Below are 24,892 nucleotides of genomic sequence, written 5' to 3'. Positions count from 1 at the left end.
GCCGGGCCTGTGGATAACAAGGCCGCAGGGAAAGGAGAGTGAGCGAAGTGGCGGCTGGGAAAGTTACGGCCACAGTTATCCACAGGCCGGGAAATAGCCCTTGCGCGCGGGCGCGAAAACGGCAAAGCCCGCGCCGGCCACAATGAAGCGGGCACAGGCGCGGGCGAGGACGCGGCGGGAACTAGACGGCCGGGGGAGGGGTGACCTTATCTAGCTGCTCGGTAATCTGCGGCCATAGCTGGCCCATGATGTCGTCCCAGGTGAGGATCCACACGGCGTTGTCCTTATCGGCCTTGCCCACCATGACAAGCTGCTCGTTGCGAGCGCGCATGTGGTCCAGAGTCTTTTGCACGGTAGTGGAAGAAGACACGGACAGGGCAGGGCGGGAGAACTCGAGAACCGGGGTCTCTGGTTCTGCCAGCAAGGTATCGCGCACGTGGACCACGCGGGGGACGCGGGAGTCCTTAGGGAAGACCAGCACGCGCATGATGTTCTTGCGCACAACGAGGTCTTGGAGGTCGTCCACGGTGGCGTCGGAAGGCAGGGGCACTACCTCAGAGCCGTGCTCGCGAGCCATGGCGCCAACGGTGGAGTTTTCCAACTCGATGACATCAGAAATCTGGTTGGCAGACTCATCATCCAAAGCGCCGGTCTCGCGGGAGTGCTCGACCAAGGTGCGCAGGGTTTCGGCGTCGTAGCCGGCTGCGCCGGCGCGGTCGACGGGCTCTTCGCCGGCCATGGAGACCATTTTGTTGGCCATGACGTTGATCCACTTCAGCAGCGGGCGGAAGATCCACACGAAGCCACGTGCGGGGACCGCGATGAACTGCAGGGCGGTCTCCGGGTGAGTAATAGCCCAAGACTTCGGTGCCATCTCACCCAGCACGAGGTGGAGGAAGGTGACGATGAAGAGGGCGAGGAGGAAGCTGACGACGTCGGCAATGCCTAGCGGCAGGCCCGCGGCCTCCAGCGGTGCCATGAGCAGGTGGTGCACCCAGGGCTTGGTTACAGCACCGAGCACGAAGGTGGCGGCGGTAATGCCCAGCTGCGCGCCGGCGAGCATGATGGTCAGCTCATTGAGCGAGCGCAGGCTGGCGCGAGCGGTGCGGGAATTTTCTGCATCCTCTTCCAAGCGGTTGCGGCGAGCGCCCATCAAGGAGAACTCGATAATCACAAAGAAGCCGGAAGCGGCGATGATAAGCAGGGTCACGAGGAGGTTAAACCACCAAGATTCGGTCATTATGCGTCCTCCTTCTTAGCGGCATCATCATCGGAGTGGTCGGAGTAATCCTCCACCAGCTCGATGGCAAGCACGGACGGCACGTGGCGGTCCACCTCTTGCACGCGCAGGCGGATGGAGCGAACGGGGGCCTCATCGTGGTCCACCCAGTCTTCGGGCTCGGCCTCGAGCTGGATGGTGTGTTCCTCGCCTACCTCAGGCAGCGCACCGGAGTGGGCAATGACGAGGCCGGCGACGGTCTCAAAGTCGCCCTCGGGCAGGTCGTGGCCGATGGCGCGCTCGATCTCATCAATCGGCGTATCGCCGTCGACCAACCAGTGGGAATCGTCCTGCTCGGTGATTTCCTCGGTTTCTTCGATATCGTGCTCATCGGTGACATCGCCCAAGATCTCCTCGGCCAAGTCCTCCATGGTCACGATGCCCACAAAGCCGCCGTATTCATCGATAACGCACGCCATCTTCTGGTCGCTATCGCGCAGCTCTTCCACCACATCCGGCAGCGGCATCAGCTCAGGGACCACGACGGCCTCCTGCATGATGCTGGTGGCCTTGGTGGCGGCGGGCAGGTCGCTTCCCAGGACGTCGATAAGATGCACCACGCCGATTGGATTGTGTTCATCGTCGATGACGGGGTAGCGCGTGTGGTCGGTAGACATCATCTCGCGGACCTCACCAAGGGTGGTGTCCGGATCAATGACGTCCACACGGGAGCGTGGAATCATGGCGTGTTCAACGTCGTGCTCTGGGAAGTCCAGCAGGCGGTCTAGCACCATGTAGGTATTCTCATCCAGATCGCCGGCCTCGTGGGAGGAATCCACGATGGATTCCAGGTCATCGGCGGTGGCAGAGGAATCGACGTCTTCTACCGGTTCGATGCCAAAGAGCTTGAGGATGGCATTGGAAGAGTACTCAAAGAAGTGGATGAGCCAGCCAAAAAGTCGCAGGTAAAGCTGTGTGGAGGCGGCCAGCCAGCGCGCCGTCTTCATCGGTGCGGCGATGGTGTAGTTCTTGGGGAAGAGCTCCGCAAACAGCATCGTCGCAATCGTGGAGATGAAAAGTGCCGCGATGGTACCAACGGTGACTGACACCGCGGAGGGAACGCCGACGCCGCCCAGCAACGTACCCAGTCCTTGGCCCACGAGCGGCTCGGCCACATAGCCGATGAGCAGGCCGGTAATCGTAATTCCGAGCTGCGCGCCGGAGAGCATAAAGGAGGTCTGCTGAGTAATAGCCAGCGCGCGTTGTGCTGTCTTATCCCCCTCAGCAGCCTGGGTCCGCAGCTGCGTGCGGTCCACGGACATATAGGAAAATTCTTGAGCCACGAAGTATGCGTTCGCGACGATGATGAGGCCGATGACTACGAAGCCGGCCAGAATCATCAAAATAGCCGATAACATGATTTACTCCCCACCGCCTAAAAGGAGGTAGGGACATCGACTCGGAGGTTCCACTGAGGGTGCCTTTCTACTTGGGAAGATGGAAACATACTACATGCTTAACCCCGCTTTCGGCCATTTTGTTCCCGGCCTATTAGGGTTTTATCCATGACTGAACCCTTCGGGCTGTATATCCACGTTCCTTTCTGTGCCACTCGTTGCGGGTACTGCGATTTCAATACCTATACCCCGGGCGAGCTTGGCAGCCCGCGCGATCTCACTGGGCCCTACCTGGATGCCTTGGACCGCGAGCTGGAGTTGGCGGCCGCGCGCGTGGGCCGCCCGGCCGAGACCGTCTTCATTGGCGGCGGCACGCCCTCGCTGCTGGGAGGGCAGGGCCTGAGCCGCATCCTGAACACCGTCCGTTCCACCTTTGGCCTGAAACCTGGGGCGGAGGTCACCACCGAATCCAATCCGGAGTCCACCTCACCGGAGTATTTTGCCCAGCTTGCCGACGCCGGCTATACCCGCATCAGCCTCGGCATGCAGTCCGCATCCCCGGGCGTCCTCCAAGTCCTCGAGCGCGCCCATACCCCCGGCCGCGCCTTTGCCGCCGCCCGCGAGGCCCGAGCCGCTGGCTTCGAGCACGTCAACCTCGACATGATCTATGGCACGCCCACCGAAACCGATGACAACGTGCGCGAGACGCTCGACCGAGTGCTGGAAACCGGCGTAGACCACGTCAGTGCTTATTCGCTCATCGTAGAAGACGGCACCCGCATGGCGCGCAAGGTCAATAAAGGTATCCTGCCCGCCCCCGATGAGGACGTGCTGGCACGACGCTATGAGATGATTTCCTCCACCCTCGAGGCAGAAGGCTTCGAGTGGTACGAGGTCTCCAACTGGTCCAAGCCCGGCGGCGAGTGCGAGCACAACCGCATCTACTGGGTAGACGGCAATTGGTGGGGTGCAGGCCCAGGCGCCCACTCGCATTTGGGCAACGAGCGCTTCTTTAACGTCAAGCACCCCTCGCGTTATATCGATGCCCTCGGCCGCGACGAGCTGCCCATCAAAGAAACCGAGACGCTTACCGACGCCGACCGCCACATGGAGAAAATCATGCTCGGCCTGCGCCTGCGCGAGGGCATCCCGGAGGCCTGGCTCGATGCCCACGCTGCCCCCACCCTCGAGCGCTTCATCGGCCGCGGTCTGCTCGAGCGCGCCGGCAATCGCGTACGCATCACCAAGCCCGGCCGCCTGCTGGCCGATGGCATCATCACCGCTCTCCTCGTCGCCGAAGAAACCTAATCCTCGTTCCCAGATCTTTAGACTTAGTCCAGTAGAAACCAAACCAGTTAGTTTTGACTCAGTCGATGAGAAACCTGTTATTCCGCTATTTTCTTGTTAGTCTTTTGATATGGACGATGCACTAAATCCGTATACGCCCGGTTCGGGACTTGCCCCTACAGTCCTCACTGGGCGCGACAGGGATCTACAAGCTTTTGACAACTTGATTAAGCGTGCAGAAAACAATTTGCTTGGCCGCCCGATGCTGCTCATTGGCCTTCGTGGAGTCGGCAAGACGGTCCTTTTGAACCAATTGAAATCACGGGCCGATAAGTGTGACTGGCTCACGGTAAAAGTTGAAGCTTCGCAAGGAGTGCGCGGGGCAGAGAGCGTACGGCGGGCAATTGCCAACGGGCTAGGAAAAGCTTCGCTGCGCTACCGTGCGAAGGCGTTGGTGAAAGAGAGTGCTTTGGCACTGTCGCGGGCGGTTGCATCATTTCACCTTTCCTTGGGGGACGGAGCAATGAACCTAGGAGTGGAGACTAAGGATTTAGCTCCTGTTACCGGAAACCTAGAGCTCGACCTGCAGGATGTCACCTCTGCTGTAGCGGAAACCCTAAAAAGGGATCGAAAGGCCCTTGCTTTCTTTATCGATGAAATGCAAGACCTAGATGAGGAAATGATGGAGGCGTTAATTTCAGCCCAGCATGAAGCAGGCCAAAACCGTCTACCCTTTTATATAATCGGCGCTGGTCTTCCGAGTCTGCCTGGCAAAGTTGCACGGTCCCGCTCCTATGCGGAGCGAATGTTCGAGGTACACACCATTGACCGCCTTGGCTTGCATTCGGCGCGCAAAGCTCTATCTGCACCCGCTGAGCGCCAAGACGTGGAATTCGAAGATGACGCTCTGGATTTTCTTGCGGAGGCAAGTGGACAGTATCCGTACTTTTTACAGGAGTTTGGATCCCAAATTTGGAAGGTAGGCGAAATCTCACCGTTTACCATTGCGGATGCAAGGCAGGCCGCTCGCTTGGGAACAAAGCAACTAGACGCAGGCTTCTTCCAAGCTCGCTGGGATCGAGCTACGCCAGCTGAAAGAGACTATCTCAGTGCCATGGCAGCCTTAGGCGATGGTTCAGCGGAAACGAAAGAAATCGGTGAACGTCTGGGGAAGGATAATAAAGCTCTTGGTCCGGTGCGGGCTAAGCTCATAAACAAAGGTCTCATTTATTCCCCTGAGCACGGTAAAGTCAGGTACACCGTCCCGAACTTTAAAGAATTTATCATTCGCCGAAGCGAATAGGAGCGCCATAGTGTCTACCTCAACCGATGCCCGCCGCAAGGAAGTCCTGCGCGCCATCGTGGCGGACTATATTGCCTCCCAGGAGCCGGTCGGCTCTAAGTCGCTGCTAGAGCGCTACCAGTTGGGAGTTTCCTCGGCCACCATCCGCAATGACATGGCCGTGCTCGAATCCCAGGGCCTTATCTCCCAGCAGCACGCCAGCTCCGGCCGCGTGCCCACCCAACAGGGCTACCGCCACTTTGTGGACTCCCTCCACGAGGTTAAGCCGCTTTCGGCCCCGGAGCGCCGCGCGATGCTCAACTTCTTGGAAGGCGGCGTCGACTTGGAGGATGTGCTGCGTCGCTCGGTGCAGTTATTGGCGCAGGTGACGAAGCAGGCGGCCGTCGTCCAGCTGCCCAATCTCAAGGTCTCGCGCGTAAAGCACTGCGAGGTCGTAGCGCTGTCCCCGGTGCGCCTGCTGCTGGTGCTCATCACCGATAACGGCCGCGTGGACCAGCGCAATGTGGAGCTCGATGAAATCATCGACCAGGACCAGACCTTCCGCCTGCGCGACATCGTTAATAGCGCGCTGGTGGGCAAGACGCTTACCGACGCCTCCGTGGAGCTCGCCCACCTTGTCGACGACGCCCCCTTGGACATCCGCCACCACGTGCTCAAGGTGGCCACCACGCTCATCGAGACCCTAGTGGAACAGCCCTCCGACCGGCTGATTATGGCCGGCGCCTCCAACCTCACGCGCGTGGCGCGCGAGTTTCCGGAAGGTTTGCCCAAGATTATTGAGGCGCTAGAGGAGCAGGTCGTCGTCCTCAAGCTACTCGCCCGCGTGCCCGATCTGGGCAACGTCTCCGTGGTTATCGGTGAGGAAAACGAGGAAGACCAGCTGCGCCAAGCCTCTGTAGTGGCCACGGGCTACGGCCTGGGCACGGGCGATGAGGTGGCTACACTGGGCGGCCTTGGCGTGGTGGGGCCTACCTTTATGGATTACTCGGGAACAATTTCTAAGGTCTCTGCCGTTGCACGGTATGTGAGCGAAATTTTGGCCGGCGAGCAGTGCGAGTAAACTGGCTGGCCGCGCATTATTTTTTCAAGTTAACCCCAACAAGACGAATTAGAAGGAATATCTCTTACAGTGGCTCGTGACTATTACGGCATCCTCGGTGTTGATAAAAACGCAACTGACCAGGAGATTAAGAAGGCCTACCGCAAAATGGCCCGCAAGTATCACCCGGATCTGAACCCGGATGATGACGCTGCCGCGGAAAAGTTCCGCGATGCCGCGCTGGCCCAGGAGGTCCTGCTGGATCCGCAAAAGCGCCAGATCGTGGACATGGGCGGCGACCCCATGGAGCAGGGTGGCGGCGGTGCCGGCGCCGGTGGCTTTGGCGGCTTCGGTGGCGGCGGCCTGGGCGATATCTTCGCCGAATTCTTTGGCGGCGGTGCCGGCGGTTCCCGCGGCCCGAAGTCCCGCGTCCAGCCGGGCAACGATGCCCTGCTGCGCACCCGCATCACTTTGGAGGAGGCCTACACCGGCCTGAAGAAGAAGGCCACCGTGGATACCGCGGTGCTGTGCGATAGCTGTGGCGGTACCGGTTCCGAGTCCAAGGCCAAGCCGGTTACCTGTGATAACTGCAATGGCATGGGTGAAATCCAGGAGATGCAGCGCAGCTTCTTGGGCAACGTCATGACCACCCGCCCGTGCCCGAAGTGCCAGGGCTTCGGCGAGGTCATTACTGATCCGTGCAACCACTGCGCCGGCGATGGCCGCGTGAAGAAGCGCCGCGATCTCACCGTGAATATCCCGGCCGGCATCAATGATGGCATGCGCATTCGTATGGCCTCCCAGGGCGAGGTCGGCCACGGTGGTGGTCCGGCCGGCGACCTCTACGTCGAGGTCCACACGGAGGAGCACCCCGTCTTCCAGCGCAACGCCGATGACCTGAACCTCACCGTGCGCGTGCCGATGATTGACGCAGCCTTGGGCACCAACTTCACCATCGACCAGCTCAATGGCGAAGAGCTCACCATCGACATCGAGCCGGGCACCCAGCCGGGCGAGTCCATCAAGGTCGATGGTGCCGGCATGCCGCGCCTGCGCACCGATGGCTATGGCAACCTCTTTGCCCACGTGGACGTCGTTGTGCCGAAGGACCTGGACCGCAAGACCCGCGAGTCCCTAGAGAAGATCCGCAACTCCCGCGACGAGGGCGCGCGCGTGCGCACCACCGGCGACGGCCAAGAGGAATCCTTCTTCAGCCGCATCCGCGATAAGTTCCGCCGCTAATGTCGCTGCCCGTCTTCATCCACCCGGATCTCTCCGCCGCGCGCACCGGCGAGGCCTTCAGCTTTTCCGGCCCGGAGGCCCGCCACGCCGTGACGGTCAAGCGCATGGGGGAGGGCGAGCGCCTCGAGCTTATCGACGGCACCGGTACCCGCCTTGCCCTCACCATCACCGCTACCTCGGGCAAGGACTCCTTGGAAGGCACGGTCGACTCCATCGACACCGCGCCCGATCCCACCCCGCGGGTGAGCGTGGTACAGGCCATCCCGAAGTCCGAGCGTGCCGAGCTCGCCGTGGATCTTGCCACCCAGGCCGGCGCGGATGAGATTATCGCTTGGCAGGCGGATCGCTGCGTGGCTAAATGGGACGGTAAGAAGGCACCGAAGGCGGTGGCCAAGTGGCAGGCGGCTGCCGATTCCGCGGCCAAGCAATCCCGTCGCGCCCGCATCCCGCGGGTGCGCGGCCCGCTGACCACCCCGCAGCTCGTTCAAGAGCTCACCGGTGGCCGCGACGGCGCTTCCTCCGACGCACCCACCGTGCTCGTATTGCACGAGGAAGCAACCGTCTCCATCAAGGACGTGCCGCTGGCGGACGACGTCGTCCTGCTCGTCGGCCCCGAGGGCGGCATTGGCGAGGCCGAGCTCGATCGCCTCAAAGAAGCCGGTGCCACACCCATCAAGCTCGGCCCGGAAGTGCTGCGCACGGCGAGTGCGGCAATGGTGGCGCTGGCGGCAATCGGCATGCGCACCGAGCGTTGGTAGGCGGCGCTGGTAGCCTAAAGCACGTGCCTATCATCACGAAGAAATGTGAGCTAGATTCCGCCTACGTCAGCAGCGTGCTGGGTAGTGCGGACGATAACCTGCGCGTGCTCAATAACCGCCTGGATGCGGACCTTTTTGCCCGCGGCAATGTCGTCACCGTCACCGGTCCGGATTATGAGGTAGCCCGCGCCGCCAAGATCCTCGATGAGCTCGAGGCCATCGCCCGCCGCGGCCACGCCGTATCCACCGATACGGTAAAGCACACCATGGACATGGTGGCCGTGGAGGCGCCGCAGTCGGTATCGGCGGCGCTGGCGGCGGACATCGTTAAGCGCCGCGGCAAGGCCGTCCGCCCGAAGACGGTGGGGCAGTCTGAATACGTGCAGGCCATCGACGATAATACGGTGGTCTTTGGTATCGGCCCGGCCGGTTCCGGCAAGACCTATCTGGCGGTGGCCAAGGCCGTGCAGGCGCTGCAGACCAAGCAGGTCTCGCGCATTATTCTCACCCGCCCGGCCGTGGAGGCAGGGGAGAAGCTCGGCTTTTTGCCGGGCACGCTCAATGACAAGATTGACCCGTACCTGCGCCCGCTGTATGACGCCCTGCGGGACATGCTCGACCCAGAAATGATTCCTAAGCTCATGGAAGCCGGCATCATCGAGGTCGCCCCGCTGGCCTATATGCGCGGCCGCACTTTGAATGATGCCTTCGTCATCCTTGACGAGGCCCAAAACACCACGCCGGCGCAGATGAAGATGTTCCTCACCCGTCTGGGCTTTGGTTCCAAGATTGTGGTCACCGGCGATGTCTCCCAGGTGGACCTCCCGCACGGCCAGGTCTCGGGCCTGCGCATCGTGCGCCGCATCCTGCGCAACGTGGATGATATCCACTTCGCGGACCTGGGCTCCAAGGACGTGGTGCGCCACCAGCTGGTCGGGCGCATCGTCAATGCGTATGAGACCTTTGATAATAAGAAAGCCGCTGAATACGAGGGAATGGAATGAGTATCGAGTTTCTCAATGAATCCGGCTTCGAAGGCGTCAACGAGGAGATGCTGATTGACGTCGCCTCTTATGCCTTCGGCGCCATGGACATCAACCCCGATGCCGAGTGCACCATCACCTGCGTGGATCTGAAGACCATCGAGGATCTCCACGTGCGCTGGATGGATCTGGAAGGCCCCACCGATGTCATGAGCTTTCCCATGGATGAGCTCACCCCTGGTGCCATCGCCGGTGGCGGCCGCCCCGATGCCGCCGACCCGGGCCCGGCCATGCTGGGCGATATCGTCCTGTGCCCCGAGTTTGCCCTGCGCCAGGCGGAGGCCGCCGGTCACTCCCTAGGCCACGAGCTGGCCCTGCTTACCGTCCATGGTTGCCTGCACCTGCTGGGCTATGACCACTCCACTCCGGCTGAAGAGAAGGAAATGTTCGGCCGGCAAAACGAGCTGCTCGCGGATTGGTACGACGATGCAGCCGAGCGCGGCGTTTCCTATCAGCCCAAGCCTTCCGGTCCGAAGGCTTTTCCCGACGCCGCCGAGCGCGCCAACCTAGACAAGCAGGTTCCCGGCGGCGGAATCCCAGCGGTGGGGGAGCCGCAGGACCGCCCGGAGGAATAATTTTTCCTTTTTCTTTTGTGGGCGCATACGACGCGTAGCACAATGGGTAGCTATGACTATCCTTTCCATCCAGTCCCACGTCACCTACGGCCACGTTGGCAACTCCGCGGCCGTCTTTCCCCTGCAGCGCGCCGGCCACGAGGTATGGCCGGTCCACACGGTGAATTTCTCCAACCACACCGGCTACGGTGACTGGGGCGGACCGATGATTCCAGCCAGCGACGTCACCTCCATCATCGACGGCATTGAAAAGCGCGGCGCCTTCCCGCAGATCGACGCCATCCTTTCCGGTTACCAGGGCGGCGCCGACATTGCCGACGCCATCGTGGAAACCGTCCGCCGCATCAAGGCCGCCAACCCCAAGGCCCTCTACGCCTGCGATCCGGTGATGGGTAATGCCAAGTCCGGCTGCTTCGTCTCCGATGAGATCCCGCCGCTGTTGCGCGACCGCGTCGTGCCCGTTGCCGATATCATCACCCCCAACCAGTTTGAGTTGGGCTACCTCACCGATTCCGAGGTAGGCACCCTTGATCAAACCCTCGCCGCGGTAAAGAAGGCGCAGGAAATCGGCCCGAAGACCGTGCTGGTTACCTCCGTCAAACGCCCCGAGACTGCCGACGACCAGATTGAGATGCTTGCCGTCGACGGCGACCGCGCCTTCCTCGTGTCCACGCCGCTGCTGCCGTTCAAGCGCAACGGCTCCGGCGATGTTACCGCCGCCTTGTTTACCGGCCACTACACCGAGACCAGCGACGTCAAGGAATCCCTGCGTCGCACCGCCTCCTCCGTGTATGACCTGCTGGAAAACACCTACGAGGCCGAGACCTCCGAACTCCAGCTCATCCAGTCCCAGGACGTCTTTGCACACCCGCGCATGCAATTCAGCGCCGAGGAGCTTTAGATTTTCTTCGCTCAGTGGGCTTGTTTCAGAATGAGCCCACTGTCATTGAATCGCTAAATTCAAAACGCATGCAGTGGGAGAAGGAAGCCCCAGAAACAGTGTCCTTCTGGCCACGACTTCCCATAGATCCTGAAGCATATGGATGCTGCCATCCGAATGCGCTCTCTTGAACGGGACTTTCCTGCAAAGGGATTCGATGGGAAAGCCCAAAGGCTGTTGTTTCTCACTCTACGAACGAAACATACGCATCCAGCAAGGCGGTGTAGCTCCTTCAACGATCTTTATGAGTTCGCTCTTTACTTCCTCTTGGCGATTCCTCCAGTCATCTTCCCAAACCACTGCCAGGCGGACGCCGGCTTGCTCGCATAGCCGCTGTTTGCGTAGGTGGCGTTCTCGGATGGAAGGATCGCGCGATTCGTCGTGCCAGTAATTCCCGTTGAATTCAATTCCCAGATGTATTTCTTCTAAAAAGATATCGAGTTCAAGTAATCCCAAAAAGTCACCGCGAAAGTTTTCTCTTAGTTGAAGAGTTGGAAATTCGCTTTCAATAAATTTCACAATCTGCTTTTCAGCTAAAGACCAAGGTTTCCAACACACCACACAGCCGTGACCGCGCGAGCGCTGGTTTACTCGTTGCTGCCAAACATGCCCGCAATCTTGCCCTTTCCACCAAACAGAAAGCTTTGAACCTGGGCTAACGAATTGGGGTTTCAGGCTACCGTTTAATGTTGGGTGCCATTCCGCGGCTAATTCGGGTCTGCGAGTGCCGAGATCATTAAATCCAGGCAATACTTTGGCGCCTGAGCAGTAGGGGCAGCCTGCGTGAAGGCGAGTTCTATTGGCTAAAATTGCACTCCATTCATGCCCGCACAGACCCTTCCACCAAAACTTCTTGTTGTTGCCAGCTGAAACTGCTTTCGGGGTTAAATTGCCGTTCTTTGAGGGGTGCCATTCGTTGGCAATCTCAGGGTGAGTGGTGGAGAGGTCGTTAATTCCTGGAACTACGATGTCGTTCCCGCAAATTGGGCAGCCTCTTCCTCGGGCTCTCTGCCCAATAGAAGCCTGCCACTCGTGGCCGCATGGACCAAGCCACCATACCTTTCTATCGCTTCCAGCGGTCACCTTTTGAGGCGTCAAATTGCCATTTTTTGCTTTATGCCACTCGTGCGATAACTGCTCGTTTGTCGTCTCGAGATCGTTTTGGCCTATAGCTATTGCCTGGCCTTCGCAAACTGGACATCCGTGTCCACTCGATCTGGACCCACAACTTGCGCTCCATTCATGGCCTAACCTGCATATCCACCAAATTTTCTTACCACTTCCATGAGAAACTGAATTTGGTGTCAGGTCTAGGTTTTTCGTGGGATGCCATTCATTGGCAAGACTGCTATGAGTCGTAGCAAGGTCGTTGAAGCCTGGGAGAACTTTCTTGCCGGAACAATAGGGGCACCCTTGCTTGATTCTGTTATTAGGAGAAGATTTCCAGGCATGGCCTAAATCGCACTGCCACCAGACGAGATTGATAGATCCTTTGCCAACGTCTGATGGCGTTAGTTCCCCATTCAGAGTCGGATGCCATGTTGAAGCGATTTCTGGATGGGTATGGAAGAGGTCGTTGAAGCCTTTTAGCCTTTTCTGGCCGACGCACACTGGGCATCCTCTACCAAGATTTGTGCGGTTGTTGACGGTGGATTGCCACTCGTGTTCAGGATCAACGGAGCATTGCCACCAGACTTTTTTGGTAGAGCCTTTGCTAACTTGAGAAGGCTCAAGTGAACCATTTTTCGAAGCGTGCCATTCTTCAGCTAACTCAGGGTGAGTGGTCTTGAGATCGTTGAATCCGGCCATCACTTTCCTGCCAATGCAAACCGGGCATTTTCCGCTTCGAACTTGCCTGCATACTGGCCGATCCCAAACATGTCCTTTAGGGCATTTCCACCGTACGATTTTGTGTGAGCCGGGCGTGATTTCTTCTGCAGTTAGACCTTCATTTAGCTCAGGATGAAGACTTGCGGCTAGCTCTGGGTATTTCTCTTTAAAGCTAAACATTTATTTTTGGCTGTACGAGTGTCCGGGGATTGTAATCTTAGACTAGCTCTAAACGAGTGCATGTAGCGGAGAGCTGAAAACAAATGAATTCTCGCTCAGACGCTTCGAGGGCATAGTGACCGCGAGACTATATTCCCCAGCACACTGCATAGTAGAAATGCTGCTGTTCTGAACTCTCTTGCCTCTGAATTGGTTAGCGTAACCCACCTTCAGCTGAGAAACTGGAATCGTAGCCGGTCTTTAGGTTCCTTCGAAATGAGGAATAGCCTCGAGAATTTGGCGATCCGGTGACAAATACGGTCGTACTCGCAGGTTAGAAAGTGTCAGCTACGCTAACTTGCGATTGCTCGTCCATATCACCGGCTTTGTCGACATTTGCACCAATTCGCTCGGTGCATCGATGGAATCATTTGAACGGGGTATACACCGTGCTACCGGTACCAATATTTGCGGATAAGTCATCTGCTATTTATCGGAGATCTTGACTCCGTGGGCTATTATTGCGGGTAATGAGTTCTGATTTTGATGCACAGTTTGATGCGGCATTCGAGGGCTTGCCAGAAGACCCCGATGATGCCGTGCCGGAAGGCGCCGAGAATACGGCAGCCCCGCTTGATTATTCGCAGTACACCGATACCCCGGAGGGATTCCGTTCGGGCTTCGTATCCTTTGTGGGGCGTCCGAATACCGGCAAGTCCACGCTGACTAATGCCCTGGTAGGGCAGAAGATTGCGATTACCGCGGACCAGCCGGAGACCACCCGCCACACCATTCGCGGTTTGGTTCACCGTGATGATGCCCAAATCATCGTGGTGGATACGCCGGGCCTGCACCGCCCACGCACCCTATTGGGCGAGCGCCTCAACGAGGTAGTCAAAGACACCTATGCCGATGTGGATGTAATCGGCCTGACCATCCCGGCTGATGAAAAGATTGGCCCGGGTGACCGTTGGATCCTGGAAAACGTGCGCAGCATCGCGCCAAAGACCCCGATCATCGGCATCGTCACCAAGCTGGATAAGGCCAGCAAGGACCAGGTAGGCGCGCAGCTGCTGGCTCTGCACGAGCTGCTCTCCCAGGATGACCCGAATGCGGTAGTCATCCCTGTTTCCTCCAAGGAGGGTGTGCAACTGGATGAGCTGGTGCAGGTCATCGTGGACCACCTGCCGGAAGGCCCGAAGTTCTACCCGGATGATCACATCACCGATGAGGGCCAGGAAAAGCGCATCGAGGAACTCATTCGTGAAGCCGCCCTGTCCGGCTTGAAGGCGGAGCTGCCGCACTCAGTGGCGGTGCAGGTGGATGAGATGCTGCCATCGCGCACCCGCGAGGGCGTGCTGGATATCCATGCCATTTTGTACCTAGAGCGCCCCGGCCAAAAGCGCATTATTGAGGGCAAGGATGGCCTGCGCTTCCGCCGCATTGTGGGCAATGCCCGCAAGGAGATCATCGAGCTGCTCGGCCACAACGTGTATCTGGATCTGCGCATCAAGGTGTTGAAGAACTGGCAGTCTGACCCGAAGTCGCTGGGCAGGCTCGGGTTTTAAACCACTATGCGCGAGAACTATCGTGACCGCGCAGTGGTCATCCGCACCTATGACTTTGGCGAGGCCGACCGCGTCATCGTCCTCCTCACCCGCGATCATGGCCTCGTGCGCGCGGTGGCCAAGGGGGTGCGCCGCGCCAAGTCCCGCTTTGGCTCGCGCCTGCAGCTTTTCGTCAACCTCGATGTTCAGCTGTATGTGGGCAAGAACCTGGCCACTATTTCCCAGGCGGATACCGTCGACTACTTTGGCGCGCGCCTCATTGAGGACTATGAGCGCTACACGGCCGCGTGCGCAGTGCTGGAATCGGCCGAGCGCCTTGCGTTTGCCGACGCCGCCCATGATCCCTACCTCTACGAATCCGTCACCGCGACCTTGGAGCAGCTCCAGACCGCAGACCCGACCATGGCGCTGGATGCCTTCTTGCTGCAGGCGATGGCGCATGCCGGTTGGGCGCCGAGCCTTTTCAACTGCGCCCAGTGCAACCGGCCGGGCCCGCACCACGCCTTCCACCCTGCGGTAGGCGGCGCGGCGTGTCACGAATGCCGTCCGCCAGGTGCTGCGGAGGTAGACCCGGAAACCCTGCATCACCTATGGCTTTTGGCGCATAACCACCCGACCAATCCGACGAATGCGCAAAAGCAGGAGGGGCATCGCCTAGCGCGGGCGCACCTGCAGTGGCACATGGAGCGCAATGTTTCCGCATTGCAGGTTATGGAGCAGTAGAATATAGCCCGTGATTACGCCAGACCCGAACCGCACTTTGACCCCGCCGAATATCCCGGACGAGTTCATGCCGCGCCATATTGCGCTGGTCATGGACGGCAACGGCCGCTGGGCCCAGGAAAAAGGCATGAAGCGCACCGAGGGGCATAGGCGCGGAGAAGCCGTGCTTCTCGACGTCGTCGATGCTTGCCTCGCCGCCGGCGTTCCCTACCTTTCGGCCTATGCCTTCTCCACGGAGAATTGGCGCCGCAGCCCCGAGGAGGTCCGCTTCCTCATGGGCTTTAACCGCGACGTGTTGCGCCGCCAGCGCGAATGGCTCAATGAGCGCGGCGTGCGCGTGGTGTGGGCCGGTCGCCGCCCGCGCCTGTGGCGCTCAGTTATTAAGGAGCTCGAGGCCGCTCAGGAGCTGACCAAGGACAATACCAAGATGACCTTGGCCATGTGCGTGAACTACGGCGGTAGGGCAGAGCTGGTGGATGGCTTTAGGGACATCGCCAAGCAGGTTGCCGCTGGCGAGCTCAACCCGCGCGATATTAAAGAAGAGACCATCGCGCAGCATCTTTATGACCCAGGCATGCCGGATGTGGATCTCTTCCTTCGCCCGTCCGGTGAGAAGCGCACCTCTAACTTCCTGCTCTGGCAGTCCGCGTACGCGGAGATGATTTACCAGGACAAACTCTTCCCGGACTTCACTCCGGAGGATCTCTTCGCTGCCATCGAGGAGTACGCGCGGCGCGACCGCCGCTTCGGTGGCGTGAAGAAGTAGCGCAAAAGAAAAACCTCAGCCGCCGGAAACTGGAGGCTGAGGTTAGGGGGCTTCACGGAGAAGCGCGAGCGCCTTTAAGCGGAAGCGGCGCACTCGCTGCAGATGCCAAAGACCTCGGCATCGTGGCCGGTGAGCTCGAAGCCGTATTCCTTGGCCACGGAGGTAGCCCACTTTTCAATGGGGCCGCCATCGATTTCCTCGGTGCGGCCGCACTTGGTGCATACCAAGTGGTGGTGGTGAGCATCGGTATCGCAATGGCGGTACAGGGTTTCGCCATTGGGCATGTGGAGGGCGTCCACTGCATCGATATCGGTCAAGGACTGCAGGGTGCGGTACACGGTGGTCAGGCCCACCTTTTCCTCACGCTCTTGGAGCTCGTGGTAGATCTCCTTGGCGGAGGCGAATTTCTCCATTTCCCGCAGTACCTCAACGACTGCGGTGCGCTGCTTGGTATTGCGCGCGCCTAGTTTGGGAATACTGTCGTGTAAAGCCATGACCACAATATTATCAATAGTTTTTCAATAACCGCACAGTCAGGCGGCTTTTTATGCAGGCGGGGAGGGGTTAGGAGGCGATCTTGGCGGCGTCGGCAAGCAGGTCCAAAACCCGTGGCGCAATGAGCGAGTAGGTTACCTCGCGGCCGCTACGCTCGGAGTCTACGATGCCCGCCTGCTTGAGCACGCGCAGGTGCTGGCTGATAAGGGGTTGGGACTTGCCGGTGGCCTTGACCAGCTCGTGGACAAAGTGATCGCGCTCGGCCAAGCGGGAGATGATTGCGATGCGTAGGGGCGAATCGAGGGCAGCGATCACGCCGGCAGCCGCAGAAGTATTAGGGGCCTTGTAAGTGGTCGTCATAGGGAATGTCACCTTCAATTAAATACCTATTACCTGTCGGTCACTCTTATATTACCCGATACGTGCAATACATTGTATTTATTTCAGATTAAATTCACGCCCCAATCCCACCGCTGGGAAGTGCTTCGCGTTAGACTGAACGAGATCGTCAAGACTGTCCCCTACCAGAGGAGTCCGAAAACTAATGGCATCCGTCATCGATACCGTTGTAAACCTGTGTAAGCGCCGCGGCTTGGTCTACCAGGCAGGTGAAATTTACGGCGGTTCCCGCTCCGCGTGGGATTACGGCCCTCTTGGTGTAGAGCTCAAGGAAAACATCAAGCGCCAGTGGTGGCGCCACATGGTGCAGTCCCGCGCAGACGTCGTGGGCGTGGACACCTCCGTCATCCAGCCGCGCCAGGTCTGGGTATCGTCCGGCCACGTCGAGGTTTTCTCTGACCCGCTGGTGGAATCTCGCCACACCGGCAAGCGCTACCGCGCCGACGACCTGATTGAGGCCTACGAAGAAAAGCACGGCCACGAGCCGGAAAACGGCCTGGCAGACATCAATGATCCAGAGACCGGCCAGCCGGGCGACTGGACCGAGCCGAAGGCCTTCTCCGGCCTGCTCAAGACCTTCCTGGGCCCGGTAGACGACGAGCAGGGCCTGCACTACCTGCGCCCGGAGACCGCACAGGGCATCTTCGTCAACTTCAAGAACGTGATGACCTCTTCGCGCATGAAGCCGCCGTTTGGTATCGCGAACATTGGTAAGTCCTTCCGTAACGAAATTACCCCGGGCAACTTCATCTTCCGCACCCGCGAGTTCGAGCAGATGGAGATGGAGTTCTTCGTCAAGCCGGGTGAGGACGAAGAGTGGCACCAGTACTGGATTGATGACCGCTACAACTGGTACGTGGACCTGGGCATCAAGGAAGAAAACCTGCGCCTGTACGAGCACCCGAAGGAAAAGCTCTCCCACTACTCCAAGCGCACCGTGGACGTGGAGTACGCCTTTGGTTTCAAGGGCTCCAAGTGGGGCGAGCTGGAAGGCGTGGCCAACCGCACGGACTATGACCTGTCCGTTCACGCCAAGGGCTCGGGCGAGGATCTGTCCTACTATGACCAGGCCAACGAGGAGCGCTGGATCCCGTACGTTATCGAGCCGGCCGCCGGCCTGGGCCGTTCCATGATGGCCTTCCTGGTGGATGCCTACGACGAGGAAGAGGCTCCCAATGCCAAGGGCGGCACCGATAAGCGCGTGGTCCTGCGCCTGGACCGCCGCCTGGCACCGATCAAGGTGGCCGTCCTGCCGCTGTCCAAGAAGGAAGAGCTTTCCGAGCCGGCCCGCAAGCTGGCCGATAAGCTGCGCGCCCACTGGAACGTGGACTTTGACGTCTCCGGCGCCATCGGCCGCCGCTACCGCCGCCAGGATGAGATCGGCACCCCGTTCTGCGTCACCTTTGACTTCGACACCCTCGAGGACGATGCCGTGACCGTGCGCGAGCGCGACACCATGGAGCAGGAGCGCGTGAAGCTCGATGACCTCGAGGCTTACCTCGCTGCCCGCCTGATTGGGTGCTAGTAATGCATTACACCAGCTGGGATCGCTCCGACCGCGCAAAGCCCGTGCTCTTGGCCGAGGAAGGCCCAGAGCAGCTGGGCGTCTTCTCGGAGCATTCCGCGGAGGTGGACGGCCACTTCTGGCGCACCGAGGTCAGTGATCTCGGTGCTTCTGCCACGCTTGCCGACGGCTCCATTTACCGCCTCGCCGGTCGCCTCGGCCGCGATAAGCGCCTGGAGGCATCGCTCAACGGCCGTACCTTCACCTTCATCAACGAAAACAGCGGCGACTGGATCATCGATGACGTCGATGATGAAAAGGTAGGCCAGTTCTCTGCCCGCAATTCTGGCGTGCGCAAGGCCATCCTGGAATTCGAGCATGATGCCGAGGGCCTGACCACCGCGGAAATCGCCGGTCTTAGCTGGTTTACCCGCGTCATCTTGGATGCCACCACCCAAGGCAAAGCCTGGGCGTGGATCATCACCTTGGTCCTAGCGTCCATCGTTGCCCTCGCTGCGCTATTTATCTTCTAATGACTGCGCAGTGGACCTGGCGCGCGAGCGCGCTTACTGACGCCGACGGCAACGATCTCGCCTCCGTGCGCGACGGAGTGCTGGCCACCGCGGCAGGCGAGCGCCTCTTTGTGGAATCCTCGCTGGATTCCTCCTCCCCGCGGTTCTTCCTGCGCGCGCAGACCGCAGCGGGCGAGGATTTCTCGGTCACTCAGGCCGGGATTACCGTCACCCGTCTGCGCGCGACCTGCGGGGACCGCGAGTACCTGCTGGAGCGCCGCAATTCCTTCCGCCGCGAGCGCCGCATCGTGGCCCGCGGCACGGGCGCCGAGGTTGCCAGCACCGCACCGGTCGGCGATGGCCTGCGCGTGAGCGTGGGCGAGCTGCCCGAGCTCGACGCCATCTTTTTGAGCTACGCCTGCGCGCTTATCGACGCCACCCCGCGTACCCTCCGCACCTAGCCCAGCGGCCGGGGAGCCGAGCTATCAGCGTGAGCCTAGAGCAGGACTGGAGGGCCGCCGGGCTTCCGGGCCGCGGAGCGGGCTGGGAGGGCTAGAAGGAGCCGCCGCGGAAGCCGCCTCCGCCGCCACCGCCGCCGAAGCTTCCTCCACCGAAGCCGCCGCCTCCGAAACCTCCGCCGAAGCCGCGGCCACCGCCGAGCATCTGGCCGATGACCACGCCGGTAACGATGTTATTGGCGGCATTGCCCATCTGCTGGCGCTGCTGCCGGCGGCGGTGCTCGTCCATGTCATCCTTGGCGCGCTGCAACGCCGCTTGGGCCGCGGCCACCGCCTCGCGGGAGGACTGCAGCGCGGCGCGGATATCGCTGCGCTCGGTGTGGAGGGCTTGGGCGTGGAGACGTTTGGCGTCGGCAAGCGCGGTGCGCGCACCCGAGCCGATGATGCGACCGCGGGAGGAAATGAGGTCCTCTGCGGCCTGGATATTGGATTCCGCTACGGAAATCTGCTGGCGGAAGAGGTCTAGCTGGCGCGCGTGCGTGGAGGTCTTTTCGCGCACGCGGTCAAGCGCCTCATCCAGCTCGGTATCGATGGAGGTCAGCGCGGTGTGCTGGCCCAACGGATCCTGGTGGCCGTGGGCCTTGGCCTCGTCGACAGCGGTGCCGGCGCGGCCGAGCAGATCCTCGAGCTTGTCCCAATCCGCGGCGGTTCCCTGGGCCTTGCCTTGGCGCTCGAGCTCGCGGGCCTCGTCGATCTCGCCCTCGACCTCGGCAATGAGGGCCTCGAGGTTGCCGCGGGCGGTGGCGATATTCTCCTCGGCGTTTTCCACGCCGGAAATGAGGCGATCCGTCATCTCACAGGCGTGCTCGATATCGCGAATAAGTCCCACCAGCGGCCCCTGCTGGCCGGCCGGCTGGGCCTGGACCCCGCGGGCCTTGTCGAGCAGCTTCTCGGCCTCATCGAGGGAAGCGGCGGCAAGCTCGGGGTTATCGGCAATGGAGGACAGCACGTGCTCGTCATAGTTGGACTTCAGGCCGGCCAGCGTGGACTCGGCTTCCGGCAGGCGGGCGCGCAGGCCCACGGTGCGCTGGGTGAGCTCATCCAGCTTTTCATCGGAATGGATGAGCAAGTCGCGCATCTTGGCAAACTCTTCAGCCTGCGCATCGAGGGCGTCATCGGCCTGGCCGCAGGAGGAGACAATTTCCACCAGCATTTGGCGGCGCTCGGCCGGGGATTCCGGCACAGCATCATCCAGACGCTGGCGCAGGTGGAAGGCCTTTTGCAGGGTAGAGGTGGAGTGGTTCATCGCCTTGGTAAACGGGCGCACGCGCTCGGGGCCGAACTCAGAGAGCGCGATATTGAGCTCCTCCTTACCGCGGCGGATGGACTCATCGGTAGAGACCAACTCCTCTTGGGCCAGCTGGTCCAAAGTCTCCAGCGGCAGGCGACTCAACTGGTCGGTGTCACCCGGGGAAATCTCGCGGGCGGACTCCAGCGTCTGCGCATTATTCTTCTTGGTACTGCGGCGCGAGTAGTACATGATTCCGCCGCCGGCGGCGACAATGGCGGCCGCGCCACCGCCTAGCCACGCTAGGCCGGAGGAATCGGAGGCGGAGTTGCTGGAGGAGTTGCCCAGGGCGGCGTCGGCAAGCGCGACGGCCGAAGCACCGTATTCATCGCTGGCCAGCTTGTCATAGGCGGCGTCATACATCTGGTCCAGCCGGCCCTTGGGCCATGCATCGCCGGTCTGTACGCCCATCTTGCGGTCATTGATGGATAGCGCATAGACCGCGGAATTCGGCCCCTTGTCCTTGACCGCCGCTGCAGCAAAGGTTTCTGGATCCGTGCCCAGCTCATCGGTGATATAAACAAAAAGGGTTCGGTGCTCGTCTTTTTGCAGCTGGGTAATCTTCTCCTCCAGCTGGCTCTTTTCCTCCGCGCTGAGTGCGCCGGCCTCATCGGTGACCTTGTCCTGGAGGGTGGCAGTGCCCTGTGCCACCGTGGTGGTCTCGGCGGCGAAGGCAGACCCCGCACCGATGGAGGTGCAGCCCAAAATGAAAGCGGCAATGGCCGCGCGGCCCAAACGTGCACTCAAATTCATGCCCACCACTTTACCGGCTTAACTTAGCCCTCCGGCAGGTAGTGTGGTGGGGCAGTGAAGTACGCAATTGTTTTAGGAACCGCCCAATACGATGGCCGCCCCTCCCGCATCCTGGCCGGCCGCTTGCGCCACGCCGGTGAGCTCGCCACGGCCGAGGGGTTGGAGGTCATCACCGTGGGCGGCAGGCTGCCCGGGGATAGGTTTACTGAGGCCGGCGTCGGCCGCACCTACCTGCGCGAGCACTTCCCGCACCTGACCGTGCACGCGGTAGAGGAGGGCATGGATACCCGCAGCTCCCTCAGCACGGTCAAGGAAGCCTTCGCGCTTTCCGACGCCACCATCATCACCGATCCCCTCCACCGCCTGCGCACCGTCCTCATCGCCCGCCAAGAGGGCATCACGGCCACCGTCTCCGGCACGCCGTACTACCCGGCCGCGCGCTTTTCCACGCCCTGGTGGCGCTACCTTGCCCACGAAACCGGTGGCGTAGCCTACGCGCTGGTGGCCGGCCTGCTTCCCGCTCGCGGTGCCGCGGCACTGCGCAATGGTTTCTACCGCGTGGAGCAGGTGCTGCGCCCCAATCAGAAGCTGCGGCATCAGACGATTCAGCAGGAAGACGACCGAGATTAGGCCACGTTGCTCACCCAAAAGGCCTGTTCGCGGAATAAACTTTAGGCCGTGTCCTATTCTTATTCCGCCGCCGACTTTGCCCGCCTGGCCGATGAAAAGCCGAAGGGCTCAGCCTTCCACCCCGTGGAGGAGCACCGCGGGGTCTTTGCCCGCGATCGTGCCCGCGTGCTGCACTCGGCGGCGCTGCGCCGGCTAGCGGATAAAACGCAGGTCGTCGGCCCGCGCGACGGCGATACCCCGCGCACCCGGCTGACCCACTCCCTGGAAGTCGGCCAAATCGCGCGCAGCATCGGCTCCGGGCTCGGCCTCGATCCAGATCTCTGCGATATGGCCGGCCTGACCCATGACATCGGCCACCCGCCCTATGGCCACAACGGCGAGAATGCGCTCAATGAGGTGGCTCTCAACGGCTTCGAGGGCAACGCCCAAACCCTGCGCATCCTCAGCCGCTTGGAGCCCAAAGTCATCGTGGACGATGCCCGCGGCGAACCCCAAAGCTTTGGCCTCAACCTCACCCGCGCGGCCCTCGACGGCGCCTGCAAATATCCGTGGACCAAGACCAACCCGGATGGCACCACCAACCGCAAGTACGGCGCTTATGACGAGGATGCGCACCTGTTGGACTGGCTGCGCGAGGGCCATGCCGATAACCGCAAGTGCATTGAGGCCCAGGTCATGGACTGGTCCGATGACATCGCCTACTCCGTGCACGACGTGGAAGATGGCATCATCTCCCGGCGAATCTCTTTGAACGTGCTCTGGGACTTGGTGGAGCTGGCCCAACTAGCAGAAAAGGGCGCCAAGGCCTTCGGCGGCACCGCTGACGAGCTCCTAGAAGCGGCCGATAGCCTGCGCAACTTAAGCGTCATCAACGCCATCGGTGACTTTGACTATTCCCTGCGCGACTACGCCAACCTGAAGAAGATGACCTCGGAGCTCGTCGGCCGCTACGTCGGCGCAACAGTCGGCGCCACCAGCGAGGCCAATGCCGATCTCATCGCCTCCAATGGACTTGGCCGCATGCATGGCGATCTCGTTGTACCCAAGCAAGCCGAAGCCGAGGTCAAGCTGCTCAAAACCATCGCCGTCCTCTACGTCATGGACGAGCCAGCCCACCTCGCACGCCAAGACCGCCAGCGCGAGCGCATCTACCGCGTCTACGACTACCTCGTCGCCGGCGCCCCCGGCTCCCTCGATGCCACCTTCCGCCTGTGGTGGGAGCAGGCCGATACCGACGCCGCCCGCGACCGCGCCATCATCGACCAAATTGCGTCCATGACCGAGTCCCGTCTCGAGCGGCTTGCCCGCCGGAGCGCGGAGCTGTCTGGATTTTTGAGTTAGCTGGCGAGTGAGTTTTACCTGTTTTCTAAATCAATTCGGCCATCTGTCTAGGGCTAGGACTGTGAGAGTACTCTTTTAAGATAGGACTCTGTATATAATTCGGGGCCATGGGTGCTGAAGAGTTTAGGGTTGTGCTGGCTGCGATAGTCCCCTTTCTGGTGTTCTTTTTGAAACAAACAACACTGTCTCAGCAGATGGAAAAGCTGGAAAAACTCATCGATCTTTTCCATATTTATCGAGCTATCGAGGGGCCGAGGGGAGAAAACCTTCAAAAATCGCATCCGAAAAAGTTGGGAACGATAAGAGCGCGGGGACTTCTGTCGCAATTTCTGAGCAGCTTTTGAATACCTATATCATTGCTACTCTCGGATTATGGACCTTAGCGGTTATGCTGGTTTCCTCCCTAATGGGACTGGTCATCATAATCAGTTTGGTCCGATTTCGCCTGTTCGTGCATGTAGACAAGCTTTCCTTTCTAGATAGCCTTTGGGGCGATCTCGTAGCCATCATTGTTGCTGAATTGGTTGTTGTCGGTGCGAACGTTGGCTACATAACACTTAGGAAAAGGAAAACTAAGGTGCGGGTAGAGAAGATCGATCAGAAGATCGTGCAGTACCTAGAAAATCGTAGCTATTCGGTGCACAGTCAACCGAACCCGAGCACATCTAGCGAGCAGCACCAATATTGTGCCAAAAAGCTAAGAAGGCAAAAGAAAGCGCTTAACAACAACCGTCTGACTTAACGCACCAACTTCACGCCCTGATCCTCTAAAACGGTGGCAATAGCGTCCAAGCCTTCGCCGTCCATATCCATATCGGATGCGACGATGACGCTGGTGCGCTGCTCGCGTAGGAAATCTGCTAGGTCATCGAGGTTGCGTGGCCCGCAGTCTTCGCAGCCGCGGGTGCGACCGAGTGCGTTGAAAAAGTCCGCGCGGGTGCGGATGTGTTCAGTAATGAGGATGCGTCGCATGATTACTCCTCTGCGTCCGGGATAGAACAGAAGCTTTCATAGTGGTCATCGGTGTAGTACCAGACGTCTGGGTCGGTCTCGCTGCCACCGCCAGTGATAATGCGGCGGGCACCGCGGTTGTGGCTGCCGGGGGTTTCTACCGTGTATTCGCGGTAGTAGTTTTTGTCCTGCTGGGGCAGCCGGCCCTCGTAGTTGCCAAAGCGTGCGTTGTCATTATCCGGATAGTCGTAGGGGCCACCGGCCAAGATATCGTCCGCGGTGTCCTTGGCCTCGGCGGGTAGGGAAGACATCGCGCAGGTATCGGCGTCGCCAGTCGCGGCCGCTTGTGCCGACTCAGAAGTGGAGGAAGCAGCGGAATCGCCATCGCCGCCGAGGTCGAAACCGAAGTAGCTTGCTACGACGACAAGCGCAAGGCCACCGAGGGCAATGGGAAGCGATTTCTTGGACGCTTTGGACTTGGGCATATCTTTATTGTTGCAGGTGTGGCACTAAAAGTATAAATCGTCCCGAGTCAATAACGAGGCCAAAAATTGCCCCGTCACGGGGGTGGGTAACAGCGTGTGAAAAGTACCCCAACAGGGGGTAATTTGCGCCCAAACTGTGAACCCTGGCAAAGAGCACCTTCGTGCCC

At 60.2% G+C, this 24,892-nt stretch carries 26 protein-coding genes; 18 read left to right on the top strand and 8 right to left on the bottom strand.

Annotated features, from left to right (window positions below):
- Nucleotides 1-181 precede the first annotated feature (181 nt).
- Nucleotides 182-1,240, bottom strand: a complete 1,059-nt coding sequence (locus QP965_RS04080; protein WP_284844252.1) for a CNNM domain-containing protein — start codon at nucleotides 1,238-1,240, stop codon at nucleotides 182-184.
- The gene (locus tag QP965_RS04075; RefSeq protein WP_284844253.1) at nucleotides 1,240-2,637 is read right to left on the bottom strand and encodes a hemolysin family protein; all 1,398 of its coding nucleotides are present in this window, start codon (nucleotides 2,635-2,637) and stop codon (nucleotides 1,240-1,242) included. Before QP965_RS04075 ends, QP965_RS04080 begins: the two co-directional genes overlap by 1 nt.
- A 147-nt stretch (nucleotides 2,638-2,784) precedes the next feature.
- Between QP965_RS04075 and hemW the strand changes: the two genes are divergently transcribed.
- The 8 genes from hemW (at nucleotide 2,785) to pdxY (ending at nucleotide 10,764) form a co-directional block, all read left to right on the top strand.
- Nucleotides 2,785-3,924 carry a radical SAM family heme chaperone HemW gene (gene hemW, locus QP965_RS04070; protein WP_284844254.1) on the top strand — a complete coding sequence of 380 codons (1,140 nt, stop codon included), beginning with the start codon at nucleotides 2,785-2,787 and terminating at the stop codon, nucleotides 3,922-3,924.
- 109 nt (nucleotides 3,925-4,033) lie between these two features.
- Nucleotides 4,034-5,206 (top strand): ATP-binding protein, encoded by a 1,173-nt coding sequence (locus QP965_RS04065; RefSeq protein WP_086589206.1) that lies wholly within the window; start codon nucleotides 4,034-4,036, stop codon nucleotides 5,204-5,206.
- Between the two features lie 10 nt (nucleotides 5,207-5,216).
- The gene (gene hrcA / locus QP965_RS04060) at nucleotides 5,217-6,266 is read left to right on the top strand and encodes a heat-inducible transcriptional repressor HrcA (RefSeq protein WP_005324198.1); all 1,050 of its coding nucleotides are present in this window, start codon (nucleotides 5,217-5,219) and stop codon (nucleotides 6,264-6,266) included.
- A gap of 69 nt (nucleotides 6,267-6,335) precedes the next feature.
- Nucleotides 6,336-7,487: a molecular chaperone DnaJ gene (gene dnaJ, locus QP965_RS04055; protein WP_284844255.1), complete on the top strand. Its 1,152-nt coding sequence runs from the start codon at nucleotides 6,336-6,338 to the stop codon at nucleotides 7,485-7,487.
- The gene (locus QP965_RS04050) at nucleotides 7,487-8,245 is read left to right on the top strand and encodes a 16S rRNA (uracil(1498)-N(3))-methyltransferase (RefSeq protein ID WP_284844256.1); all 759 of its coding nucleotides are present in this window, start codon (nucleotides 7,487-7,489) and stop codon (nucleotides 8,243-8,245) included. The genes dnaJ and QP965_RS04050 overlap by 1 nt, the downstream gene beginning before the upstream one ends.
- Nucleotides 8,246-8,268: 23 nt before the next feature.
- Nucleotides 8,269-9,249, top strand: a complete 981-nt coding sequence (locus QP965_RS04045) for a PhoH family protein (protein WP_269953559.1) — start codon at nucleotides 8,269-8,271, stop codon at nucleotides 9,247-9,249.
- On the top strand, nucleotides 9,246-9,863 hold the full coding sequence (gene ybeY, locus QP965_RS04040) for an rRNA maturation RNase YbeY (RefSeq protein WP_005326445.1): 618 nt from the start codon (nucleotides 9,246-9,248) through the stop codon (nucleotides 9,861-9,863). Before QP965_RS04045 ends, ybeY begins: the two co-directional genes overlap by 4 nt.
- A 52-nt stretch (nucleotides 9,864-9,915) precedes the next feature.
- Nucleotides 9,916-10,764 carry a pyridoxal kinase PdxY gene (gene pdxY, locus QP965_RS04035; protein ID WP_005324206.1) on the top strand — a complete coding sequence of 283 codons (849 nt, stop codon included), beginning with the start codon at nucleotides 9,916-9,918 and terminating at the stop codon, nucleotides 10,762-10,764.
- A 228-nt stretch (nucleotides 10,765-10,992) separates the two neighbouring features.
- Here pdxY and QP965_RS04030 read toward each other — a convergent pair whose 3' ends face one another.
- A complete protein-coding gene (locus QP965_RS04030; protein ID WP_284844257.1) occupies nucleotides 10,993-12,813 on the bottom strand; it encodes a zinc-ribbon domain-containing protein in 1,821 nt (606 codons plus the stop codon).
- 509 nt (nucleotides 12,814-13,322) lie between these two features.
- Between QP965_RS04030 and era the strand changes: the two genes are divergently transcribed.
- Genes era through QP965_RS04015 form a run of 3 tightly spaced genes read left to right on the top strand, consistent with a single transcriptional unit; the run spans nucleotide 13,323 to nucleotide 15,849 of the window.
- Entirely contained in the window at nucleotides 13,323-14,360 is a 1,038-nt protein-coding gene (gene era, locus QP965_RS04025; protein ID WP_284844258.1) for a GTPase Era, read from the top strand.
- Nucleotides 14,361-14,366: 6 nt separating this feature from the next.
- The gene (gene recO / locus QP965_RS04020; protein ID WP_248099611.1) at nucleotides 14,367-15,083 is read left to right on the top strand and encodes a DNA repair protein RecO; all 717 of its coding nucleotides are present in this window, start codon (nucleotides 14,367-14,369) and stop codon (nucleotides 15,081-15,083) included.
- Between the two features lie 10 nt (nucleotides 15,084-15,093).
- Nucleotides 15,094-15,849: an isoprenyl transferase gene (locus QP965_RS04015; RefSeq protein ID WP_200288787.1), complete on the top strand. Its 756-nt coding sequence runs from the start codon at nucleotides 15,094-15,096 to the stop codon at nucleotides 15,847-15,849.
- 74 nt (nucleotides 15,850-15,923) lie between these two features.
- Here QP965_RS04015 and QP965_RS04010 read toward each other — a convergent pair whose 3' ends face one another.
- Nucleotides 15,924-16,343 (bottom strand): Fur family transcriptional regulator, encoded by a 420-nt coding sequence (locus tag QP965_RS04010; RefSeq protein ID WP_284844259.1) that lies wholly within the window; start codon nucleotides 16,341-16,343, stop codon nucleotides 15,924-15,926.
- Between the two features lie 70 nt (nucleotides 16,344-16,413).
- Nucleotides 16,414-16,704 (bottom strand): ArsR/SmtB family transcription factor, encoded by a 291-nt coding sequence (locus tag QP965_RS04005; RefSeq protein ID WP_005324221.1) that lies wholly within the window; start codon nucleotides 16,702-16,704, stop codon nucleotides 16,414-16,416.
- A gap of 184 nt (nucleotides 16,705-16,888) precedes the next feature.
- Between QP965_RS04005 and QP965_RS04000 the strand changes: the two genes are divergently transcribed.
- The 3 genes from QP965_RS04000 to QP965_RS03990 are packed head-to-tail and all read left to right on the top strand — an operon-like array spanning nucleotide 16,889 to nucleotide 19,220.
- On the top strand, nucleotides 16,889-18,268 hold the full coding sequence (locus QP965_RS04000; RefSeq protein ID WP_239278674.1) for a glycine--tRNA ligase: 1,380 nt from the start codon (nucleotides 16,889-16,891) through the stop codon (nucleotides 18,266-18,268).
- Between the two features lie 2 nt (nucleotides 18,269-18,270).
- Entirely contained in the window at nucleotides 18,271-18,780 is a 510-nt protein-coding gene (locus tag QP965_RS03995) for a hypothetical protein (RefSeq protein WP_284844260.1), read from the top strand.
- Nucleotides 18,780-19,220, top strand: a complete 441-nt coding sequence (locus tag QP965_RS03990; RefSeq protein WP_284844261.1) for a hypothetical protein — start codon at nucleotides 18,780-18,782, stop codon at nucleotides 19,218-19,220. Before QP965_RS03995 ends, QP965_RS03990 begins: the two co-directional genes overlap by 1 nt.
- A gap of 91 nt (nucleotides 19,221-19,311) precedes the next feature.
- Here QP965_RS03990 and QP965_RS03985 read toward each other — a convergent pair whose 3' ends face one another.
- Nucleotides 19,312-21,318: a TPM domain-containing protein gene (locus QP965_RS03985; protein WP_284844262.1), complete on the bottom strand. Its 2,007-nt coding sequence runs from the start codon at nucleotides 21,316-21,318 to the stop codon at nucleotides 19,312-19,314.
- Nucleotides 21,319-21,372: 54 nt separating this feature from the next.
- Between QP965_RS03985 and QP965_RS03980 the strand changes: the two genes are divergently transcribed.
- The 4 genes from QP965_RS03980 to QP965_RS03965 all read left to right on the top strand — a co-directional run bounded on the left by QP965_RS03980 (nucleotide 21,373) and on the right by QP965_RS03965 (nucleotide 24,031).
- Nucleotides 21,373-21,948, top strand: a complete 576-nt coding sequence (locus tag QP965_RS03980) for a YdcF family protein (RefSeq protein ID WP_284844263.1) — start codon at nucleotides 21,373-21,375, stop codon at nucleotides 21,946-21,948.
- A 48-nt stretch (nucleotides 21,949-21,996) separates the two neighbouring features.
- Nucleotides 21,997-23,289 (top strand): deoxyguanosinetriphosphate triphosphohydrolase, encoded by a 1,293-nt coding sequence (locus QP965_RS03975; protein WP_284844264.1) that lies wholly within the window; start codon nucleotides 21,997-21,999, stop codon nucleotides 23,287-23,289.
- A gap of 107 nt (nucleotides 23,290-23,396) precedes the next feature.
- Entirely contained in the window at nucleotides 23,397-23,633 is a 237-nt protein-coding gene (locus QP965_RS03970; RefSeq protein ID WP_284844265.1) for a hypothetical protein, read from the top strand.
- Nucleotides 23,634-23,695: 62 nt separating this feature from the next.
- On the top strand, nucleotides 23,696-24,031 hold the full coding sequence (locus tag QP965_RS03965) for a hypothetical protein (RefSeq protein WP_284844266.1): 336 nt from the start codon (nucleotides 23,696-23,698) through the stop codon (nucleotides 24,029-24,031).
- Here the strand turns inward: QP965_RS03965 and QP965_RS03960 are convergent.
- Both QP965_RS03960 and QP965_RS03955 read right to left on the bottom strand, forming a co-directional pair.
- Nucleotides 24,028-24,261: a barstar family protein gene (locus QP965_RS03960; protein WP_284844267.1), complete on the bottom strand. Its 234-nt coding sequence runs from the start codon at nucleotides 24,259-24,261 to the stop codon at nucleotides 24,028-24,030. The genes QP965_RS03965 and QP965_RS03960 overlap by 4 nt on opposite strands.
- Before the next feature lie 2 nt (nucleotides 24,262-24,263).
- Entirely contained in the window at nucleotides 24,264-24,725 is a 462-nt protein-coding gene (locus QP965_RS03955; RefSeq protein WP_284844268.1) for a guanyl-specific ribonuclease, read from the bottom strand.
- Nucleotides 24,726-24,892 lie beyond the last annotated feature (167 nt).

Source organism: Corynebacterium sp. MSK074 (assembly GCF_030229735.1).
Taxonomy (GTDB): Bacteria; Actinomycetota; Actinomycetes; order Mycobacteriales; family Mycobacteriaceae; genus Corynebacterium.
This window is presented reverse-complemented; position numbering and strand designations above follow the sequence as displayed.

Excerpts from the sequence above, each read along its gene's own strand:
- QP965_RS03985 (WP_284844262.1), bottom strand. The coding sequence starts at position 21,318 with ATGAATTTGAGTGCACGTTTGGGCCGCGCGGCCATTGCCGCTTTCATT.
- QP965_RS03960 (WP_284844267.1), bottom strand. The coding sequence starts at position 24,261 with ATGCGACGCATCCTCATTACTGAACACATCCGCACCCGCGCGGACTTT.
- QP965_RS04065 (WP_086589206.1), top strand. The coding sequence starts at position 4,034 with ATGGACGATGCACTAAATCCGTATACGCCCGGTTCGGGACTTGCCCCT.
- QP965_RS03970 (WP_284844265.1), top strand. The coding sequence starts at position 23,397 with ATGGGTGCTGAAGAGTTTAGGGTTGTGCTGGCTGCGATAGTCCCCTTT.
- QP965_RS04075 (WP_284844253.1), bottom strand. The coding sequence starts at position 2,637 with ATGTTATCGGCTATTTTGATGATTCTGGCCGGCTTCGTAGTCATCGGC.
- QP965_RS04030 (WP_284844257.1), bottom strand. The coding sequence starts at position 12,813 with ATGTTTAGCTTTAAAGAGAAATACCCAGAGCTAGCCGCAAGTCTTCAT.
- QP965_RS04050 (WP_284844256.1), top strand. The coding sequence starts at position 7,487 with ATGTCGCTGCCCGTCTTCATCCACCCGGATCTCTCCGCCGCGCGCACC.
- QP965_RS03990 (WP_284844261.1), top strand. The coding sequence starts at position 18,780 with ATGACTGCGCAGTGGACCTGGCGCGCGAGCGCGCTTACTGACGCCGAC.
- QP965_RS04010 (WP_284844259.1), bottom strand. The coding sequence starts at position 16,343 with ATGGCTTTACACGACAGTATTCCCAAACTAGGCGCGCGCAATACCAAG.
- recO (WP_248099611.1), top strand. The coding sequence starts at position 14,367 with ATGCGCGAGAACTATCGTGACCGCGCAGTGGTCATCCGCACCTATGAC.
- QP965_RS04000 (WP_239278674.1), top strand. The coding sequence starts at position 16,889 with ATGGCATCCGTCATCGATACCGTTGTAAACCTGTGTAAGCGCCGCGGC.
- QP965_RS03995 (WP_284844260.1), top strand. The coding sequence starts at position 18,271 with ATGCATTACACCAGCTGGGATCGCTCCGACCGCGCAAAGCCCGTGCTC.
- QP965_RS04080 (WP_284844252.1), bottom strand. The coding sequence starts at position 1,240 with ATGACCGAATCTTGGTGGTTTAACCTCCTCGTGACCCTGCTTATCATC.
- hemW (WP_284844254.1), top strand. The coding sequence starts at position 2,785 with ATGACTGAACCCTTCGGGCTGTATATCCACGTTCCTTTCTGTGCCACT.
- QP965_RS03965 (WP_284844266.1), top strand. The coding sequence starts at position 23,696 with ATGGGACTGGTCATCATAATCAGTTTGGTCCGATTTCGCCTGTTCGTG.
- QP965_RS04005 (WP_005324221.1), bottom strand. The coding sequence starts at position 16,704 with ATGACGACCACTTACAAGGCCCCTAATACTTCTGCGGCTGCCGGCGTG.
- QP965_RS03955 (WP_284844268.1), bottom strand. The coding sequence starts at position 24,725 with ATGCCCAAGTCCAAAGCGTCCAAGAAATCGCTTCCCATTGCCCTCGGT.
- pdxY (WP_005324206.1), top strand. The coding sequence starts at position 9,916 with ATGACTATCCTTTCCATCCAGTCCCACGTCACCTACGGCCACGTTGGC.
- ybeY (WP_005326445.1), top strand. The coding sequence starts at position 9,246 with ATGAGTATCGAGTTTCTCAATGAATCCGGCTTCGAAGGCGTCAACGAG.
- era (WP_284844258.1), top strand. The coding sequence starts at position 13,323 with ATGAGTTCTGATTTTGATGCACAGTTTGATGCGGCATTCGAGGGCTTG.